Here is an 18,106-nt window from a genome sequence, read left to right as displayed (position 1 = left end):
GTTAATCCAGACGCCGTTTGGTTTTAAGCCACGTCAGGCCGATAAACATCACCGCCGAAGCAATCAAAAACAGCACGTTCACCAGCAGCACCACGGGAATATTGCCCGCCAGAAACAGGCTTTGCAGGGTGTTAACGAAATAACGCGCCGGGATCACGTAGGTCACCGCGCGGATCACCGCCGGCATACTGTCTATCTGGAAAATAAACCCCGACAACATAATCGACGGTAAAAAAGCGGCGTTCAACGCGACCTGCGCGGCGTTAAATTGGTTGCGGGTAATGGTCGAGATCAGTAGCCCCATTCCCAGCGTACTGAGCAAAAACAGGCTGGTGATGACAAACAAAATTAGCAGCGAGCCGCGATAGGGCACGCCGAGAATAAATACCGATACCAGCATACACAGCAACATCGCCAGCATGCCAAGGAAATAGTAGGGAATTATCTTGCACAGCAGCAGTTCGGCGCGGGTGATTTCGGTGGATAGCAGCGCTTCCATGGTGCCGCGTTCCCATTCGCGCGCTACCACCAGAGAGGTCAATATCGCGCCGACCACGGTCATGATGATGGTAATTGCGCCGGGGATAATAAAGTGCTGACTGATGGCCGCTGGGTTAAACCAGTAGCGCATCTGCACGTCAATAAGCGGTTCAAAGGTTTCACCGCGGTCTTCCGCCCGCTGCTGTTGCCAGATCTGCCAGATACCTTCGACGTAGCCCTGCGCGAAGTTAGCGGTGTTAGGCTCGCTGCCGTCGGTAATCAACTGAATCGGCGCATTGGCGCCGGCGCGGGCCATCTGACGGTCAAAATCGACGGGAATGACGACCATCGCGCGAATGCGCCCGGCCTGCATCAGCTCAATCAACTGCTGGCGATTATCGCTGACGGTGGCGTCGATGTAGGGCGAGCCGGTCATGGTATGGACAAAGTCCAGCGCCTCTTCGCTCTGCTGTTCCAGCAATACGCCGACCCGCAGTTTACTGGAGTCGAGGTTAATGCCGTAGCCGAAGATAAACAGCAGGAGTAGCGGGATCACCACCGCAATCAGCCAACTGCTGGGATCGCGGACGATCTGCCGGGTCTCTTTGACGCACAGCGCGCGAACCCGTCGCCAGGAGAGAATGCTATTGCTCATGACCGTTTTCCTTGTCCCATTGGTTAATCAGGGTAATAAACGCCTGTTCCATGGTGGGATCCGCCTGACTGTCATTCGCCGCCTGCGCCTTCAGCGCGTCCGGCGTGCCGCTGGCGATAAGCTTACCGTGGTAGACCAGCCCGATGCGGTCGCAGTATTCCGCCTCATCCATAAAGTGGGTAGTCACCATCACCGTAACCCCTTTATCGACCATGCTGTTGATATGCAGCCAGAATTCGCGGCGAGTAAGCGGGTCGACGCCGGAGGTGGGTTCATCGAGAAACAGGATGTCGGGTTCATGCATCAGCGAGCAGGCCAGCGCCAGCCGCTGCTTGTAGCCGAGCGGTAGCTCATCGGCGGCGTGGCTGGCGATACTTTTCAGGCCGAAGGCATCGCTCATGCGCGCGATTTTTTCATTTTGCGCCCGGCCGCGTAGGCCGTAAACGCCGGAGAAAAAACGCAGGTTCTGCTCGACGCTGAGGTTGCCATACAGCGAGAATTTTTGCGCCATATAGCCCAGATGCTGGCGCGCTTTACCGGAGCTAACCTTGAGATCCATCCCCAGCACCAGCGCTTTTCCGTCGGTCGGCACCAGCAGGCCGCACATCATTTTGAAGGTCGTGGATTTACCGGCGCCGTTGGGGCCGAGCAGGCCGAAAATCTCACCGCGCTTAACCTGGAAATCGACGTGATCGGTGGCGGCGAAATCACCAAACTTTTTCGTTAACGACCGTGCTTCAATGACCGTTTCGTCTTTGCTGCCGTCCACGTGATGAATAATCTCTCCCAGCGGCGACTCGGCGGTTCCGGCGCCGCCTAACAGGTCGATAAAGGCGTCTTCAAAACGCGGCGCGGTTTCGGCCACCTGTAGCGGCGGCATGTCGTTATGTTGCTGAACTTCATCAATGCGGGCTTCCTTTTTCAGAATCAAACGCACCGATTTGCCCTGAATCACGCCATCGCTAATTTGCGGGAGTTTCAGCGCTCGCTGCAGCAGACGGCGGTTGTTTTCCTGCGGGCTGGAGACCAGAAAGCTGCGCCCGGCCATGGTTTGCGTCAGCGCCTTCGGTTCGCCCTGGTAAAGCAATTTACCTTCGTTCATCAGCAGCACATCGCGGCACTGCTCGGCTTCATCGAGATAAGAGGTGCTCCACAAAATTAGCATGCCGTCGCCGGCCAGTTCGTGGACCATCTGCCACAGCTCGCGGCGCGAGATAGGATCGACTCCGACGCCGGGCTCATCTAACAGCAGCACTTTCGGATCGCCTACCAGCGTACAGGCGAGCCCCAGTTTTTGCTTCATGCCGCCGGAGAGTTTGCCGGCTAATCGCCCGGTGAAAGGGCCAAGAGAAGTGAATTCCAGCAGGCGCTCGAATATTTTCTTCCGCGCCTCGCCGGTGACGCTGCGCAGATCGGCGTACAGGTTCAGGTTTTCCATCACCGTCAGATCTTCATACAGGCCGAATTTCTGCGGCATATAGCCGAGCGCCGCGTGCAGCGCGCTGTCGTCCTTGAGCGGATCGAAGCCGATAACGCTGGCGCTGCCCTCATCAGGCTTAAGTAAACCGGCCAGCATTCGCATCAGCGTCGTTTTACCCGCTCCATCGGGGCCGACGAGCCCTGTGACGTAGCCTGAGTGAATGGTACAGTTCAGCGGCGCGACCGCGGGTCGGTCCATACCGGGAAAACCGCGTGTCAGTCCGGTTAAAGTTATCGCGTCCTTACTCATGCCCGTTTCCGTTGCTGAAGGAGACGGTGACCGGCATGCCCTGACGCAGCGCGCCGTCGGCGTCGTTCACCACGATGCGCAGGCGGTAGACGAGATCGGTACGCAAATCCGGTGTTTCCACGGTCTTCGGCGTGAATTCGGCGCTGGGGGAGACAAAGCCGATTTTACCATGATAGGGCTTGTTCGGCCGGCTATCGGTATACAGCAGTACTTCGCGCCCCGGCTGCGCCTGGCCAAGGTTTTTCTCGTCAACGTAGGCGCGTACCCAAACCGGATGGGTTAACGATAGCGTCAACACCGTGCCGCCGGCGTTCAACATGGTGCCGGGCTCTACGGCTCGGGTCATCAGGGTACCGTCGGATGGCGCGGTCAGTACGGTATCGTGCAGGTCCAGTTTGGCCTGCGCCAGGGCTGCCTGCGCCTGTTCAAGGCTGGCTTTGGCCTGGGCAATTTCCTGCGGGCGGTTACCGGCGCGATATTGACGCAGTTTGTCCTGCGCCGATTTTAGGGTCGCCTGCGCCTGATCGCGTGAAGAACGGGCGTTTTCGAGGTCGTTGGCTGAAATCGCGCTGCTGGCGCGCAGGCCGAGCTGACGTTGATAAAAATTCTGCGCATAGACCCAGGCGGCCTGAGCCTGATTAACCGCGGCCGCCGCCTGCGCAATCTCTTCGGCACGGTAGCCCGCCATCATCAAATCGTACTGCGCCTGGGCGGTGGAGACGTTGGCCTGCGCCTGCTGCAGCGCGTTCTCATACGGCGCGCGGTCAAGTTCGCCGAGGGTTTGCCCGCGGCGAATTTCATCGCCTTCATCGACGTTCAGGGTTGCCAGCCGTCCGCCGACGCGGAAGCTCATATTCACAGTGCGAATATCGACATTGCCATAGAGAGTGAGATCTTTCGCCTGGCTGCTTTGATACCACCACCAGGCGCCGCCGATCGCGGCGAGCACGATGACGACCAGTAGAACGACGACGGGTTTTTTCATGATCCCAGGCTCCTTTGCGCTAACCCTTGCAGAATGAAATCGATATGACAGGTAATCACCTGAAAAATTTGTTCAGCCTTTTGTTGATCGAACTGCGCCCAGCCGGTACGCAGTAAAATGGTTTCCCGCCCGAGGCGGAAGGCCAGCACCTCGCCAAGCAGGGCGTGGGTGTGCAGAATCATTTGCGTATCGTTGGCATCGCGCCCGGTCCAGGCGGCGATAAGCCGCGTCAAATAGCTATGTAGCGGGGCGATAACCTGCTGGTGGATAAGCTGGTAAGCCGCCGTAGGGGAGAGCTGCTCGCGAGAGATAAATTTGCTGAGGTTGACCGTGTCGTCCTGGGTCAGCAGCAGACTCATATCGCGGCAGCTGCGCAGAATCAATTCCCGCAGCGCCGGTTTGTCGGGGGGCGTCTGGGCGAGCAGGGCTTCGGCCGCTTCGGCATGCGGGCGGAAATTCTCGCCGATACAGTCGGCAATCCACTGCGCGCAGGCGAGATACAGGTCGTCTTTCGAACCGAAATAATAGGTGATAGCAGCGATATTTTGCCCGGCCTGCGCGGCGATATCGCGGGTCGTCGCATGGAGGCCATACTCGCCGAATTGCGCGATGGCGGCGGCGATAAGCTGGCTTTTGGCTTGTTCGCCTTTACTGGTCACGGAGGTACTGTTCATCGCACTCTAAAAAATTAATCAATCGATTGATTAAGAATAGAGGCGATTCGCTGAACTGTCCATCATGATGAATACTAAAAGTTACCCGGCGCAAGCGTGCATTATTTTGCTGGTAATTCCTGCGGGGATATTTTATGCGGTTCGTCACAAAATCTGCTAGACTGCGCCCCTTCATGGCATTGTGGTTTTTGCCATCTCTATCGCAATAATCTCCCTGAAAACTACGCCCTTAAACGGGCCGGGGCGGTTCGGAGTTGTTATGTCTTTTGATTCCCTTGGCCTGAATCCCGATATCCTGCGCGCCGTCGCCGAGCAGGGCTACGTTGAGCCGACCCCTATCCAGCAGCAGGCGATCCCGGCAGTACTGCAGGGCCGCGATCTGATGGCCAGCGCCCAGACCGGGACCGGCAAGACCGCCGGTTTTACGCTGCCGCTGCTGCAGCGCCTGACCCAGGAGCAGCCGCACGCGAAGGGGCGCCGTCCGGTGCGCGCCCTGATCCTGACGCCGACCCGCGAACTGGCGGCGCAGGTGGGCGAAAACGTCCGCGACTACAGCAAATATCTGAATATCCGCTCGCTGGTGGTCTTCGGCGGCGTGAGCATCAACCCGCAGATGATGAAACTGCGCGGCGGCGTCGATATCCTCGTCGCCACCCCGGGCCGTCTGCTGGATCTCGAGCACCAGAACGCGGTCAGCCTGGATAAAGTTGAAGTGCTGGTACTGGATGAAGCCGACCGCATGCTGGACATGGGCTTTATCCACGACATCCGCCGCGTGCTGGCTAAACTGCCGCCGCGTCGTCAAAACCTGCTGTTCTCCGCTACCTTCTCCGACGAGATCAAAGCGCTGGCGGAAAAACTGCTGCATAACCCGCTGGAAGTCGAAGTGGCGCGCCGAAACACCGCCTCTGAGCAGATCACCCAGCACGTTCACTTTGTGGATAAGAAACGTAAGCGTGAACTGCTCTCGCAGCTGATTGGCGAAGGCAACTGGCAGCAGGTGCTGGTCTTTACCCGCACCAAGCACGGCGCCAACCATCTGGCGGAGCAACTGAATAAAGACGGTATCCGTAGCGCCGCTATCCACGGCAACAAGAGCCAGGGCGCGCGTACCCGCGCGCTGGCTGACTTTAAATCCGGCGGCATTCGTGTGCTGGTCGCCACCGACATCGCCGCGCGCGGGCTCGACATCGAAGAGCTACCGCACGTGGTTAACTATGAGTTGCCGAACGTGCCGGAAGATTATGTACACCGTATTGGCCGTACCGGCCGCGCGGCGGCGACCGGCGAAGCGCTGTCGCTGGTCTGCGTGGACGAGCATAAGCTGCTGCGTGATATCGAACGCCTGCTGAAAAAAGAGATCCCGCGTATTGCTATTGCCGGTTATGAGCCGGATCCGTCGATTAAAGCGGAGCCGATTCAAAACGGTCGTCAGCAGCGTGGCGGCGGAGGCCGCGGTCAGGGGCAGGGACAGGGACGCGGCGGTCAGAGCCAGGGCCGTAGCCAACAGGCGCCGCGCCGTCAGGATGGTGAAGCGCCGAAAGCGCGTACCCAGGACGGTAAACCACCGCGTCGTCGTCGCCCGCGTAAACCTGCCGGCGAATAAGACGCTGTCGCCTGGGACGATAAAGCGCTCAGGCATCATCACGGCTCGTCTGCCCGCGTGCGCGGCGGCGGGCCGTTTTTTTGCCGTTCATCGCGCTTTTTATCGAGCGCGATTCCACCCCTTACAGAAAGCAATACCTCCTGGCCGGCAAAAATGGCACAATAGTGGCTGTTTATACAGTATTCAGGTTTTCTCATGGCTTTGACCGCTGCGCTAAAAGCGCAAATCGCCGCCTGGTATAAGGCGCTTCAGGAACAGATCCCGGACTTTATCCCCCGAGCCCCGCAGCGGCAGATGATCGCCGATGTAGCGAAAACGCTCGCCGGGGAAGAGGGGCGGCATCTGGCTATCGAAGCGCCGACCGGCGTCGGCAAAACGCTGTCATATCTGATCCCCGGCATCGCCATCGCCCGTGAGGAACAAAAAACGCTGGTGGTCAGTACCGCCAACGTCGCGCTGCAGGATCAAATCTACAGTAAAGACCTGCCGCTGCTGCGCAAGATTATTCCCGACCTGCGCTTTACCGCCGCCTTTGGCCGCGGCCGCTACGTTTGTCCGCGTAATCTGGCGGCGCTGGCCAGCACCGAGGCGACGCAGCAGGACCTGCTGGCGTTCCTCGATGACGATCTGACGCCAAAAAACCAGGCCGAACAAAAGCTGTGCGCGACGCTGAAAACCGATCTCGACGGCTATAAATGGGACGGCCTGCGCGACCATACCGATAAGCCCATTGACGACGCCCTGTGGGGGCGGCTGAGCACCGATAAAGCCAGCTGTCTTAACCGCAACTGCCACTACTACCGTGAATGCCCGTTTTTCGTGGCCCGCCGCGAAATTCAGGAAGCGGAAGTGGTGGTGGCCAACCATGCGCTGGTGATGGCGGCGATGGAGAGCGAAGCGGTGCTGCCGGAGCCGAAAAACCTGCTGCTGGTGCTTGATGAAGGCCACCATCTCCCGGACGTCGCCCGCGATGCCTTAGAGATGAGCGCGGAGATAACCGCGCCCTGGTACCGGCTGCAGCTGGATCTGTTCAGCAAGCTGGTGGCGACCTGCATGGAGCAGTTCCGTCCGAAGACCGCGCCGCCGTTGGCCAATCCGGAACGGTTGAACGAACACTGCGAAGAGCTGTATGAGCTTATCGCCTCGCTCAATAATATTCTCAATCTCTATATGCCAGCCGCCCAGGAGGCGGAGCATCGCTTCCCGATGGGCGAACTGCCGCAGGAAGTCATGGAGATTTGTCAGCGGCTGGCCAAGCTCACCGAAATGCTGCGCGGGCTGGCAGAGCTGTTTCTCAACGATCTCAGTGAAAAGACCGGCAGCCACGACGTGGTGCGCCTGCATCGTATCCTGCTGCAGATGAACCGGGCCCTTGGCATGTTCGAAAGCCAGAGCAAGCTGTGGCGGCTGGCCTCAATGGCGCAGTCTTCCGGCGCCCCGGTGACCAAGTGGGCCACCCGTGAGATTCGCGACGGCCAGATCCATGTCTGGTTCCACTGCGTCGGGATCCGCGTCAGCGATCAGCTCGAACGCCTGCTGTGGCGCAGCGTGCCGCATATTGTCGTCACCTCGGCGACCCTGCGTTCGTTGAATAGCTTTTCGCGACTGCAGGAGATGAGCGGTCTGAAGGAAAAAGCGGGCGATCGTTTCGTGGCGCTGGACTCGCCGTTCAATCACGTCGAGCAGGGAAAAATTATTATTCCGCAGATGCGCTATGAGCCGCTTATTGATAACGAAGAGCAGCACATCGCCGAAATGGCGGCTTTTTTCCGTGAACAGGTCGAGAGCAAAAAGCATCTTGGTATGCTGGTGCTGTTCGCCAGCGGGCGTGCCATGAATCGCTTTCTGGAACATGTTACCGATCTGCGCCTGATGCTGCTGGTGCAGGGTGACCAGCCGCGCTATCGGCTGGTCGAGCTGCATCGTAAACGCGTTGAAGGCGGCGAGCGCAGCGTGCTGGTTGGCCTGCAATCTTTTGCCGAAGGGCTGGATTTAAAGGGCGAGCTGTTAAGCCAGGTGCATATCCATAAAATCGCCTTCCCGCCGATCGACAGCCCGGTGGTGATCACCGAAGGCGAGTGGTTGAAAAGCCTCAACCGCTATCCCTTTGAGGTGCAAAGCCTGCCGAGCGCCTCATTCAACCTGATTCAACAGGTCGGGCGCCTGATCCGTAGCCATCAGTGCTGGGGCGAAGTCATTATTTACGATAAGCGCCTGCTGACCAAAAATTACGGCGCGCGATTGTTAAATGCGTTACCGGTATTTCCCATAGAGCAGCCGGGCGTTCCCGAGGTTATAGTAAAAAGCAAAGCAAAACAGACGCGTCGCCGACGCCGCTAAGCGCATAAGCGGTCCGGTCGGCGGAGCCTACCGCTGGAGGGAGCAAGTCGATGGATTACACCAAAATCATCAAAGAAGTCGGGCGCGGCAAAAATCACGCTCGCGACCTGGATTTAACCACGGCCCGTGCGCTGTATACGCGGATGTTAAACGGCGAAGTGGACGATCTGGAACTGGGCGCTATTCTCATTGCGCTGCGCATCAAGGGCGAAGGCGAAGCCGAAATGCAGGGCTTCTATGAGGCGATGCAGCTACAGACCCTCCGCCTGACGCCACCGGTAGCGAAACCGATGCCGATTGTTATCCCCAGCTATAACGGCGCGCGCAAACAGGCCAACCTGACGCCGCTGCTGGCGGTACTGCTGCATAAACTCGGTTTCCCGGTGGTGGTTCACGGCGTCAGCCACGATCCAACCCGCGTCCTGACCGAGACCATATTTGCGCTGATGGGGATCCCGGCCACCACCCACGCGGGTCAGGCCCAGGCGCGTCTCGACAGCCATGAGCCGGTCTATATCCCGGTCGGCGCGCTGTGCCCGGCGCTGGAAAAGCAGCTGGCATTGCGTTGGCGGATGGGGGTGCGCAATAGCGCGCATACCCTGGCAAAGCTGGCGACGCCGTTCGCTGAAGACGCCGCGCTGCGGCTGTCGAGCGTCTCGCATCCAGAATATATCAGCAAGGTCGCGGCATTCTTTACGCAGATCGGTGGTCGGGCGTTGCTGATGCACGGTACCGAAGGCGAAGTCTATGCCAACCCGCAGCGCTGCCCGCAAATTAACCTGATTGATGCGGCGGGAACCCGAGTGTTGCATGAGCGGGCCGACGAGATTGCGCAGGAAAAAGTGGCATTGCCGGAATCCAAAGACCCCGAAACCACCGCGCGCTGGATTGAGCGCTGCGTGAGCGGTAGCGAGCCGGTTCCGCAGTCGCTGAAAATTCAGCTTGCCTGCTGCCTGGTCGCCACCGGTCAGGCGACTTCGCTCGCCCATGGCCTGGCGCAGGTTGCCGAACGCTGGTAAACGGACAAAAAAAAGCCCGTCCGGTGGCTCGGACGGGCAAACAAGGGTATTTAAAAGGTCTTTTCAGGGTTAATTCAGTGGCATTTCAGAGTGTTGCTGCGATTATTTGTAGATAACCGCGGTACCGCTAACTTTGTTGTTGGTGTTAGCGGAGGTGATGCTGTAGCCGGTTGCGCCAGCGGCATCTGCTTTAGCAGCCAGTTTGGCTTCCAGGCCATCCAGAGTCGTTGCGCCTTCAGCGGAAACGACGCCGATTTTATTCATGCTTTCTGCCTGTGCGGAGGTCACCGGCTGAGCGGCGAATGCGCCGAAAGACAGAGCGGAAAGGGCGATAGCAGCGGCAGCGTATTTGATGTTTTTCATAATTAATCTCTCGCAGTGTGTTCTGTAGGGGGACGATGTTCTGTCGATGTGATGAGTATCACGTTTTTTGCCGCGAGATAAAATCGAAGGAAATTCACAGTCTTAATCGAATTTTTTGAATGATTAATAATTTATTGATTATTAATAAATTATTTTCCGCTATTGCTACGGTCGAGGGACAAACTAGTTGCCATGGCAACTAAAGGCACATTTTGCTACTTTTTTCGCCAAAAAACGTGCGTGAAAAGATAGCGCAATCAGCGGTAATGAACGGTAAAGGAAGGTCAGCGCAGCTGGCTATCTTTGGAACCGCGGCGATTATATCCTGAATATGTATTGTTATGTAAATCTTTATCCTGCTGGCACTTCAGGCAGTATTTAACCCCGGGTAGCGCCTTGCGCCGCGCCTCCGGAATAGGCTCGCCGCATTCTTCACAAAATTTGTTGCTCTCGCCGCCAGGAAGCTCGCTACGGGCGCGGGCGACAGCATCGTTTACCGTGCTGTCAATTTGATCCTGGACGGCCCCATCGTTTGCCCAACCTGATGCCATGATGCGCTCCTCGTGTTTGCAATCTATAAACAGTATAGAAAATATGGGGGCGAAAAATGAGCAGCCAAGTCCCGGCAGCCGGGATTTCCGCCTGCGTATTCCCGGCGAGAGCGGAAGAATTATTTATAAATAATCGCCGTGCCGGCTAATTTATTGCCGCCGCCGGCGGCGTTAATTCGCCAGGCAATCGCCCCCTGCTGGTGGGCTTTTTGCGCCAGTTGCGCTTGTAAGTCGTCGAGGGTGCTGGCGCCGGAGGCGGAAACAGAGCCGGACGGGCGCAGCGGACCAACGGCCACCGGAGCGGTTTCAGCGGTGTTGGCCAAAGTGGATGAGGAGAGAAGGGCGAGCGCGATAAAAGCGGGTACGAACAGAAAGGTTCTCATGGCTATATCCTCATTAACAGCATGGGACATACCATAAGTTTAGGTCGTGATGCGCAGAACCACCGGATAAATAAGAGTGGGCAAACAACCACTTTACGCGCTTAATGCCGCCCGGGCATTCGCCCGCTGCGACATGCGTTAGCCTTATTACGTGAAAGTTAACGAGCGTCCGGGCGGATCATATCGAAGCGCTGGCTTTCATCAATGCTGTAGTAGGCCGTCGGCCCGCCGGCGCGTAAAATCGGCTGCGCTTTCGCGGTTTGATAGATCCCGTCTTCCAGCAGCGACTCATCAATATGTACGGCGACCACTTCGCCGAGCACCAGCCAGCTATCAATGGCTTCGCCGCTGGCGCGCGTCAACTGAATACATTGCGTCAGGCGGCATTCGAAGTGGACCGGGCTTTCCGCCACGCGCGGAGCGCGGACGATCCGGCTCGGCGCGGCGGTCAATCCCGCGCGCAGGAATTCATCTTCATGACGCGGAATAGAGGCGGAGGTTTCATTCATCGCTTCGGCGAGTGGCCGGGTAGCCAGATTCCAGACAAACTCTTTTGTTTCAACAATGTTCTGCACGCTGTCTTTCCAGCCGCCGCTGGCGAAACCGATGATCGGTGGCCGATAGTTAAAGCAGTTGAAGAAGCTGTAGGGGGCGAGATTGCGTTGCCCTGCGTTATCGAGCGATGCGATCCAGCCGATGGGGCGCGGCCCGACGATAGCATTCAGCGGGTCGTGCGGCAGGCCGTGGCCTTCGGCAGGTTGATAGAAGTACATAGAGCACCAGAAAACGAAATAAGAAGATATCCAGACTCCCTTATTTACCGCGCCGCCGTCAACGGGTATCTTACGCGGCTGTTGAAAGGAGATTGCCATGAAAGCCGAAAAACCGGGGTTGCACCCGCGTAACCGTCATCACCAACGCTATGATTTGCCAGCGCTGTGCCAGACTCATCCCGAGCTGCAAAGCTACATCACCCTGAATCCGGTCGGTGAGCAAACCATTGATTTTGCAAACCCACTGGCGGTGAAGGCGCTGAATAAGGCGCTGCTGGCGCACTTTTACGCGGTAAAACACTGGGATATTCCTGACGGCTTCTTGTGCCCGCCGGTGCCGGGACGCGCGGACTACATCCACCATCTGGCCGACCTGCTGGCGCAGGATAGCGGCGAGATCCCGAAAAATGCCACCATTCTCGATATCGGTACCGGCGCGAACTGCATCTATCCGCTGATTGGCGCGCATGAATACGGCTGGCGCTTCACCGGTAGCGAAGTCAACCCGCAAGCCTTTGCCAGCGCCCAGGCGATTATTAACGGCAACCCAGGGCTGACGCGGCAAATTCGTCTGCGTCGCCAGAAAGAGGGCCAGGCAATCTTTACCGGGATCATTCATAAGAATGAAACCTATGATGCGACTCTCTGCAACCCGCCGTTCCACGATTCCGCCGCCAGCGCGCGTGCCGGCGGCGAGCGTAAACGCCGTAATCTGGGGCTCGGTGAAGACAGCGTACTGAACTTCGGCGGCCAGCAGCAGGAACTGTGGTGTGAAGGCGGCGAAGTGGCCTTTATTTCGCAAATGATCCGCGAAAGCCAGCAGTTCGGCCGCCAGGTTAAATGGTTTACCTCGCTGGTCTCCCGCGGCGACAATCTGCCGCCGCTGTATCGCCTGCTGACCGAAGTCGGCGCGGTGAAAGTGGTGAAAAAAGAGATGGCGCAGGGGCAGAAACAGAGCCGCTTTATCGCCTGGAGCTTTATGGACGACGCAAAGCGCCGCCGTCCATTTTAAGTCTCTGCCGCCGGGTTTGCGTTGCCCGGCGGCGGCAATACCTGCCAGGTTTGTACCGGCGCACGCACGCCGGCGCGATCGAAATGCTGCTTCACCTGGGTATCGAGGGCAAAGCGTACCGCCCACTGCTTCAGCGGCAGCGTCGTAAAGCTGACGCGTAACGTAAACGCGGTATTGCTTAGTCCTACCAGCCCGGCGAACGACGGTTCGCCAATAATCAGCCCGCGGATCTCCTCCTGCGCCATCAGATCGTCGACCGCCGCCTTCAGCGCCTGATTGGCTTTATCCAAATCCTCCTGCCTGTCGACATCATAGTTGGCGACCACCGAACCGATCCCGCGCACAAAGTTGGCGAAGGTGGTTATCGAAGACCAGGGAATAATATGGTACGCCCCGGTATCCTGGCGCACGCCCACCGAGCGGATCGACATCCGTTCCACCGTGCCGGTTAATGGCCCGATGGTCACCAGATCGCCGGTGTTCATCCCGTTTTCAAACTGGATAAAGATGCCGGTAATAATATCTTTGACCAGCGTTTGGGCGCCGAAAGAGATGGCCAATCCTAATGCCCCGGCGCCCGCCAGCAGCGGCGCGATGTTCACCCCCACTTCCGACAATAAGATCATTATCGTAATAGTGGTAATGACCACCGCCAGCGCGTTGCGAAACAGCGTCAGCAGCGTTCTGGCGCGAGCGCTGGGCAGCGGGCGTCCATGAATGTCCGATGACAGGCGGTTCTCAATCAGGCTTGCCAGCAGGGTCCAGCCGACGGCGGAGAAGAACAGGATCAGCGCGATACGAATCAGGACATCCACCGTTTTCTGCCCGGCATCATTGTGAAGCCATTGCTGAAAATCAAACAGTCCCCAGGCGCTCAGCAACAGCATCACCGCCACGCATACTGTGAGGATCCGCGCGGCTTTCAGCGAGGCGGAGATCCAGCCGTTGAGCCGCTTTTGCAGCTCCGGGTAGTGGCGTTGCGTTTCTGGCGACAGGGTGATGGTTTTAGCTATCCAGCGTGACAAAATACCGGATACCAGCGCCGCGGCGCCGACAATAGCCAGGCTACGTAGCGTCGCGCCCATCATAAATTTGAGGCTGTTGCCGGGGTCAAAGAGCGAAAAGAAGAACAGCACGATAAAGTAAGCGCAGGCCAGCCAGTGCCAGACCAGCGCAAAAGCGCGAATAAACAGGCTGAAGAAGGGCAGCGAGCGGTCGGCAAGATGGATAAGCCCCTGAGTGATGGCGCTTTTGTTGTGGAAAATCAGATACAGCGCCCACACCGTAATGCACAACATTATGATGACGTTGGCCAGCGCGCCAATCTGCACGTTAACCTGATTGGAGATAATCGGCACCGCTACGATCAGCCCGTAACCAATCAGGCTACTCAAGGCGCTGAGGCGTAAGTTCCAGTACGTTGCGTGTTCGTTGCTGATATTGAAGGGGCGTAAATCGGCGATTCGCGGGCAAAAAATCACTCGCAGGATGGCTTTAAAAAACTCGATCAGCGCGAAGGCGTTAAGAAACAGGCTTTGTTGAAAAGCAATGGTTCGGTTGCCGCCGTTTAAACGATCGCTTAACAGCTGCCCGATAAACAGCGTTAGCGCCAGCAGCAGCAGGTCGATGATGAAAGCGCCAGCAATGGTGGCCGGTAACTGCAGCCAGTTATTGCGCTCACTGTTTTTGTGCCTTCCCCAATGGCCCATTTTGCGATACAGCGGCAGCGCCGCCAGGCGTACTAACCACCAGAAGGCAAATACCAGCCCGGACAGCAGCAGGAAGTCGCCAGCGGCATTGCGAAACGCATCGGCATGGAAAGGCTTATGGGGTGAGCCGGTGATATTGCGCCATAGCTGAGAAAACCGCGACGACAGGCGCTCGCTATACTGACGACTTACTTCCGTCACGCTTTCCAGAACGGTTTGCTCGTCTTTAACTTCTGGCGGGGTCAGCGTGGGGGCGGCGGCAGGCGGCTGGGTGGCGGCGGCTTTACGCAGCTCATCGATTAACTCCTGCCGCGACTGCGGATTATCCAGCACGTCAGCTAATGCCGCCCAGGCGGCTTTTTTCTGTTCGAGGTCAGGCTCGCTGGCTGTGCTTTTGTCGGTTGTCGCCGCCGGTATGCCGGGCAATGACGCCGCCGACAGCGGAGAAATCCACAGCGCAGCGAGTAACAGTAGGATCCACGGCATGGGCGCCTCCATTGCATCTCAAACTGCTAAGTATAGAAGGGGTCAGACGAGGAGGAGCGTTGGGATGAATCTGGAAAGCGGCTCTCCCCTTGCCGGGGAGAGCCGGGCGCATCAGGCTACGTGCTGTAAAAACTCGCGCAGACGCGGGCTTGGCGGGTTCTTAACCAGAACCTGCGGGTCGCCGTCTTCGGCGATGCGGCCTTTATCGATGAAGATCAGCCGCGACGCCACTTTTTCAGCAAAGCCGATTTCGTGGGTTACGATGACCATCGTCATGCCTTCTTCGGCCAGGTCCTGCATGACTTTCAGCACTTCATGGCGTAGTTCCGGGTCAAGCGCCGACGTCGGTTCATCAAACAGCATCATTTTCGGTTTCACCGCCAGCGCGCGGGCAATGGCGACGCGCTGCTGCTGACCGCCGGAAAGTTCGGATGGATAGTGGTGCGCGCGTTCCGCGAGACCCACCTTCGCCAGCAGCTCTTTCGCCAGCGTTTCCGCCGCCGCCTTCGACGCGCCGCGCACGCGCTGCGGGCCGAACATCACGTTCTCCAGCGCCGTCAGGTGCGGGAACAGATAGAACTGCTGGAATACCATTCCGGCTTCCTGGCGAATTAAGCGCTCGTCAACTTTCGGGTCGTTCACCTTCAGGCCATCGACGATAAGATCGCCGCTGGTGATCTCTTCCAGTTTGTTGATGCAGCGTAGCAGCGTGGATTTACCGGATCCGGACGGCCCGATGATCACGACCACTTCACCTTTGTCGATCTTCAGATCGATATCGTGCAGCACTTTAGTCGGGCCAAAGTGTTTGGAAACGTTTTTAAATTCAATCACAGGATTTTCATCCTTCTTTCAAGACGACGCAGAATGAAGCTCAACACCAGGGTGATGATCAGATAAATGACGGCGACGGCGCTCCAGATTTCCAGCGCGCGGAAGTTGCCGGCAATAATTTCCTGGCCCTGACGGGTCAGTTCGGCGACGCCGATAACGATGAACAGCGACGTATCTTTGATACTGATAATCCATTGGTTACCGAGCGGCGGCAGCATACGACGCAGCGCCAGCGGCAGGATCACGTGGCGGATAGTTTCGCGACGGGAGAGCCCCAGCGCCAGACCCGCTTCGCGGAAGCCTTTGTGGATGGACAGCACCGCGCCGCGGGTGATTTCCGCGATATAGGCGCCGGAGTTGATCATGATGGTCACCACCGCGGCGGTGAATGGGTCGATGCGTAAGTCGCTAAACGCCATCGGTAGCGCGAAGTAGATGAACATCACCTGCACCACAATTGGCGTGCCGCGGATGATTTCAATAAATACCAGCGCGACGTGGTTGGCTATCCAGCCGCCGAAACAGCGGGCGAAACCGGCCACCAGACCGATGATAAGGCCGCCAACCAGGCCGAGGACCGAAATCCACAGCGTCATTTTGGCGCCTTCCAGCAAAATAGGAATGGCGGGCCAGATGGCACTCCAGTCAAACTGCATAATGTGTTCCTGTTACTGTTACCGTGTCGAAAGCAGAGAAAGCCTCTGCGAATACGGCGCCGGGGAATGAAACCCTGGCGCCGTGGAGCCCGCGGCGGATTGGCCGCGAGAAGTAGGCCTAATTATTATTTTGGTTCAGTACCGAACCATTTTTTGTAAATTTCGTTGTAGGTGCCGTTTTCACGCAGCGTTTTCAGCGCGCCGTTCACTTTTTCGCGCAGTTCGTCGCTGCCTTTCGGGAAGGCGATACCGTAGCTTTGCGCTTCCAGCGATTCGCCTACCGCTTTGAACTTGCCCTGACCGGCGGTTTTAATGAAGTACAGGATGTTTGGCGTGTCGTGCAGTACCGCGTCAGCGCGGCCGGTGCCCAGCTCCATATAGGCGTTATCAATGTTCGGGAACTGGCGCAGATCTTTGGTTTTGATGTTGGCTTTCGCATAATCAACGGAGCCGGTGCCGCTCTTCACGGCGACCACTTTGCCGTTCAGATCTTTCACGTCTTTGATGTCATTGTTTTTCGCGTTCACCATCACCAGCAGGCCGCTTTTGTAGTAGCCGTCGGAGAAGTCGATTGCTTTTTTACGCTCGTCGGTGATGGTGATCCCCGCCAGCGCCAGATCGATGTTTTTGGTCTGCAGCGCGGGAATGATGCCGCTGAAGTCCATTGGTTTCAGGGTGTAGTCCAGTTTCAGCTCTTTGGCGACCGCGGCCCACAGGTCAATATCGAAGCCGACGTATTTATCACCTTGCTTAAATTCAAACGGAACAAACGCCGTATCGGTGGCGACTACCAGTTTTTTATCTGCGGCGTGAGACGAAACCGCAAAAGCCAGGGTCAGTGCAGCCAGTGACACTTTTAATACAGACTTCATAGTATTTCCTTTTTTATCCACGGGACGAGCCCCTGCGAGAACGTGTAGCCTAATGAAAAAATCGTGCCAGTTTTACAAGCCATTGTTTTTCAACAGGAGCTTTCATATCGTTTGCACAATTTCGGTTATCCGATAAAGCAAATGCACCGTAACAGGGCGTCATTTTGGTGCAATATAAACGTAGCGAATAACCAGAGCATTTTTAACGCAAACCCTGATGGGAAAACAATCTTGCTGTAACGATTGTGTGAGGTGATTATTACAATTGTTTTACTTTAGTACGTATTGTGTACAAGCGCCTGCACCAAAAGAGGGCGAGCTAAGCGATTACGGGGGGAAGAGTGGGAGAAATGAAAAATGCCGCCAGCGGGCGCTGACGGCTGCGGACATTTATTCGATATTCGCTTCGATGAACCACAGGAATTTATCCAGGTCACGGGAAGCCGCGGTAAAGATATCGGCGGTGTCTTCATCCTTCGCTTCGCTGATCGCTTTACGCACATCATTGGCCACGATGGCATAACGGTCGGCCAGTTCTTTCAGATGTTCCTGAACGGTGTGAATATCCAGCGGGTAGCTTTTCAGCGGGCTTTTGCTGTTGATGACCTGAGTGGTGCCCAGAGCGACGCCGCCCAGTTGAACGGCACGTTCAGCCATCGTATCAAGGTGATCGGTGAGCGCAGTGCGGAAACCATCCAGCATTTCATGAACGGCAATAAAGTTGGCACCGCGCATATTCCAGTGGGCCTGCTTGGTAATCAGCGACAGGTCGATGAACTGGATCACCTGGCGATTCAGCAGCTCAACGGTAGCTTTCTTCTCGTTGTCTGCGACATCGTTACGGGTATAGAGCAGGTTAGACGCTTTAGTTTTAACCAGTTTTGCGGTACTCATAGTTTCATATCCTCTTGATATTGATACTCGTCATACTTCAAATTTGAATTATGTAGAGCGTTTGTCCCAAATGACTTCGGGACTA

General features: G+C 57.0%; 17 protein-coding genes. 4 read left to right on the top strand and 13 right to left on the bottom strand.

Annotated features, from left to right (window positions below; translation table 11 throughout):
• Nucleotide 1 precedes the first annotated feature (1 nt).
• The 4 genes from KGA69_RS22735 to cecR are packed head-to-tail and all read right to left on the bottom strand — an operon-like array spanning nt 2 to nt 4,523.
• On the bottom strand, nt 2-1,135 hold the full coding sequence (locus KGA69_RS22735; protein WP_042895141.1) for an ABC transporter permease: 1,134 nt from the start codon (nt 1,133-1,135) through the stop codon (nt 2-4).
• The gene (locus KGA69_RS22730; protein WP_045395046.1) at nt 1,125-2,864 is read right to left on the bottom strand and encodes an ATP-binding cassette domain-containing protein; all 1,740 of its coding nucleotides are present in this window, start codon (nt 2,862-2,864) and stop codon (nt 1,125-1,127) included. Before KGA69_RS22730 ends, KGA69_RS22735 begins: the two co-directional genes overlap by 11 nt.
• Nucleotides 2,857-3,849, bottom strand: coding sequence for a secretion protein HlyD (gene hlyD / locus KGA69_RS22725; protein ID WP_045395045.1), 993 nt, complete (start codon nt 3,847-3,849; stop codon nt 2,857-2,859). The genes KGA69_RS22730 and hlyD overlap by 8 nt, the downstream gene beginning before the upstream one ends.
• Nucleotides 3,846-4,523: a transcriptional regulator CecR gene (cecR, locus tag KGA69_RS22720; RefSeq protein ID WP_045395044.1), complete on the bottom strand. Its 678-nt coding sequence runs from the start codon at nt 4,521-4,523 to the stop codon at nt 3,846-3,848. The genes hlyD and cecR overlap by 4 nt, the downstream gene beginning before the upstream one ends.
• A gap of 259 nt (nt 4,524-4,782) precedes the next feature.
• Here cecR and rhlE point away from each other — a divergent pair, with 259 nt between their 5' ends.
• The 3 genes from rhlE to ybiB all read left to right on the top strand — a co-directional run bounded on the left by rhlE (nt 4,783) and on the right by ybiB (nt 9,488).
• Nucleotides 4,783-6,129: an ATP-dependent RNA helicase RhlE gene (rhlE, locus tag KGA69_RS22715; RefSeq protein WP_045395043.1), complete on the top strand. Its 1,347-nt coding sequence runs from the start codon at nt 4,783-4,785 to the stop codon at nt 6,127-6,129.
• A 195-nt stretch (nt 6,130-6,324) separates the two neighbouring features.
• On the top strand, nt 6,325-8,469 hold the full coding sequence (gene dinG, locus KGA69_RS22710) for an ATP-dependent DNA helicase DinG (RefSeq protein WP_063447324.1): 2,145 nt from the start codon (nt 6,325-6,327) through the stop codon (nt 8,467-8,469).
• 50 nt (nt 8,470-8,519) lie between these two features.
• On the top strand, nt 8,520-9,488 hold the full coding sequence (ybiB, locus tag KGA69_RS22705) for a DNA-binding protein YbiB (RefSeq protein WP_045395041.1): 969 nt from the start codon (nt 8,520-8,522) through the stop codon (nt 9,486-9,488).
• A 102-nt stretch (nt 9,489-9,590) separates the two neighbouring features.
• On the opposite strand, the gene ybiJ is transcribed toward ybiB, so the two are convergent.
• The 4 genes from ybiJ to KGA69_RS22685 form a co-directional block, all read right to left on the bottom strand.
• Entirely contained in the window at nt 9,591-9,851 is a 261-nt protein-coding gene (gene ybiJ / locus KGA69_RS22700; RefSeq protein ID WP_045395040.1) for a DUF1471 family protein YbiJ, read from the bottom strand.
• Between the two features lie 284 nt (nt 9,852-10,135).
• Complete coding sequence (locus tag KGA69_RS22695) at nt 10,136-10,402, bottom strand: DksA/TraR family C4-type zinc finger protein (RefSeq protein WP_213292683.1); 267 nt, start codon at nt 10,400-10,402, stop codon at nt 10,136-10,138.
• 119 nt (nt 10,403-10,521) lie between these two features.
• Nucleotides 10,522-10,785 (bottom strand): YdgH/BhsA/McbA family protein, encoded by a 264-nt coding sequence (locus KGA69_RS22690; RefSeq protein ID WP_113373909.1) that lies wholly within the window; start codon nt 10,783-10,785, stop codon nt 10,522-10,524.
• A gap of 158 nt (nt 10,786-10,943) precedes the next feature.
• A complete protein-coding gene (locus KGA69_RS22685; RefSeq protein WP_087860024.1) occupies nt 10,944-11,558 on the bottom strand; it encodes a flavin reductase family protein in 615 nt (204 codons plus the stop codon).
• A gap of 97 nt (nt 11,559-11,655) precedes the next feature.
• Here KGA69_RS22685 and rlmF point away from each other — a divergent pair, with 97 nt between their 5' ends.
• The gene (rlmF, locus tag KGA69_RS22680) at nt 11,656-12,570 is read left to right on the top strand and encodes a 23S rRNA (adenine(1618)-N(6))-methyltransferase RlmF (RefSeq protein ID WP_045360006.1); all 915 of its coding nucleotides are present in this window, start codon (nt 11,656-11,658) and stop codon (nt 12,568-12,570) included.
• Here the strand turns inward: rlmF and ybiO are convergent.
• The 5 genes from ybiO to dps form a co-directional block, all read right to left on the bottom strand.
• Nucleotides 12,567-14,765 carry a mechanosensitive channel protein gene (ybiO, locus tag KGA69_RS22675; RefSeq protein ID WP_045395037.1) on the bottom strand — a complete coding sequence of 733 codons (2,199 nt, stop codon included), beginning with the start codon at nt 14,763-14,765 and terminating at the stop codon, nt 12,567-12,569. The two genes, rlmF and ybiO, sit on opposite strands and share 4 nt — an antisense overlap.
• 111 nt (nt 14,766-14,876) lie before the next feature.
• Nucleotides 14,877-15,599: a glutamine ABC transporter ATP-binding protein GlnQ gene (glnQ, locus tag KGA69_RS22670; protein ID WP_045395036.1), complete on the bottom strand. Its 723-nt coding sequence runs from the start codon at nt 15,597-15,599 to the stop codon at nt 14,877-14,879.
• Entirely contained in the window at nt 15,596-16,255 is a 660-nt protein-coding gene (gene glnP, locus KGA69_RS22665; protein WP_045364618.1) for a glutamine ABC transporter permease GlnP, read from the bottom strand. Before glnP ends, glnQ begins: the two co-directional genes overlap by 4 nt.
• Before the next feature lie 125 nt (nt 16,256-16,380).
• Entirely contained in the window at nt 16,381-17,127 is a 747-nt protein-coding gene (glnH, locus tag KGA69_RS22660) for a glutamine ABC transporter substrate-binding protein GlnH (RefSeq protein ID WP_015367580.1), read from the bottom strand.
• 390 nt (nt 17,128-17,517) lie between these two features.
• The gene (gene dps / locus KGA69_RS22655) at nt 17,518-18,021 is read right to left on the bottom strand and encodes a DNA starvation/stationary phase protection protein Dps (protein WP_015367579.1); all 504 of its coding nucleotides are present in this window, start codon (nt 18,019-18,021) and stop codon (nt 17,518-17,520) included.
• Nucleotides 18,022-18,106: the final 85 nt, after the last annotated feature.

It is taken from the genome of Klebsiella sp. A52, assembly GCF_018388785.1.
Lineage (GTDB): Bacteria > Pseudomonadota > Gammaproteobacteria > Enterobacterales > Enterobacteriaceae > Klebsiella > Klebsiella aerogenes.
Note: the sequence above shows the minus strand (reverse complement) of the source record. Positions and strands in the feature narration are given on the sequence as shown.

Bases quoted from the DNA above. Each gene is read 5' to 3' on its own strand.
- glnP (WP_045364618.1), bottom strand. From the start codon at position 16,255: ATGCAGTTTGACTGGAGTGCCATCTGGCCCGCCATTCCTATTTTGCTG.
- KGA69_RS22730 (WP_045395046.1), bottom strand. From the start codon at position 2,864: ATGAGTAAGGACGCGATAACTTTAACCGGACTGACACGCGGTTTTCCC.
- ybiB (WP_045395041.1), top strand. From the start codon at position 8,520: ATGGATTACACCAAAATCATCAAAGAAGTCGGGCGCGGCAAAAATCAC.
- glnH (WP_015367580.1), bottom strand. From the start codon at position 17,127: ATGAAGTCTGTATTAAAAGTGTCACTGGCTGCACTGACCCTGGCTTTT.
- rlmF (WP_045360006.1), top strand. From the start codon at position 11,656: ATGAAAGCCGAAAAACCGGGGTTGCACCCGCGTAACCGTCATCACCAA.
- KGA69_RS22735 (WP_042895141.1), bottom strand. From the start codon at position 1,135: ATGAGCAATAGCATTCTCTCCTGGCGACGGGTTCGCGCGCTGTGCGTC.
- ybiJ (WP_045395040.1), bottom strand. From the start codon at position 9,851: ATGAAAAACATCAAATACGCTGCCGCTGCTATCGCCCTTTCCGCTCTG.
- ybiO (WP_045395037.1), bottom strand. From the start codon at position 14,765: ATGCCGTGGATCCTACTGTTACTCGCTGCGCTGTGGATTTCTCCGCTG.
- rhlE (WP_045395043.1), top strand. From the start codon at position 4,783: ATGTCTTTTGATTCCCTTGGCCTGAATCCCGATATCCTGCGCGCCGTC.
- KGA69_RS22690 (WP_113373909.1), bottom strand. From the start codon at position 10,785: ATGAGAACCTTTCTGTTCGTACCCGCTTTTATCGCGCTCGCCCTTCTC.
- dinG (WP_063447324.1), top strand. From the start codon at position 6,325: ATGGCTTTGACCGCTGCGCTAAAAGCGCAAATCGCCGCCTGGTATAAG.
- cecR (WP_045395044.1), bottom strand. From the start codon at position 4,523: ATGAACAGTACCTCCGTGACCAGTAAAGGCGAACAAGCCAAAAGCCAG.
- KGA69_RS22695 (WP_213292683.1), bottom strand. From the start codon at position 10,402: ATGGCATCAGGTTGGGCAAACGATGGGGCCGTCCAGGATCAAATTGAC.
- KGA69_RS22685 (WP_087860024.1), bottom strand. From the start codon at position 11,558: ATGTACTTCTATCAACCTGCCGAAGGCCACGGCCTGCCGCACGACCCG.
- dps (WP_015367579.1), bottom strand. From the start codon at position 18,021: ATGAGTACCGCAAAACTGGTTAAAACTAAAGCGTCTAACCTGCTCTAT.
- hlyD (WP_045395045.1), bottom strand. From the start codon at position 3,849: ATGAAAAAACCCGTCGTCGTTCTACTGGTCGTCATCGTGCTCGCCGCG.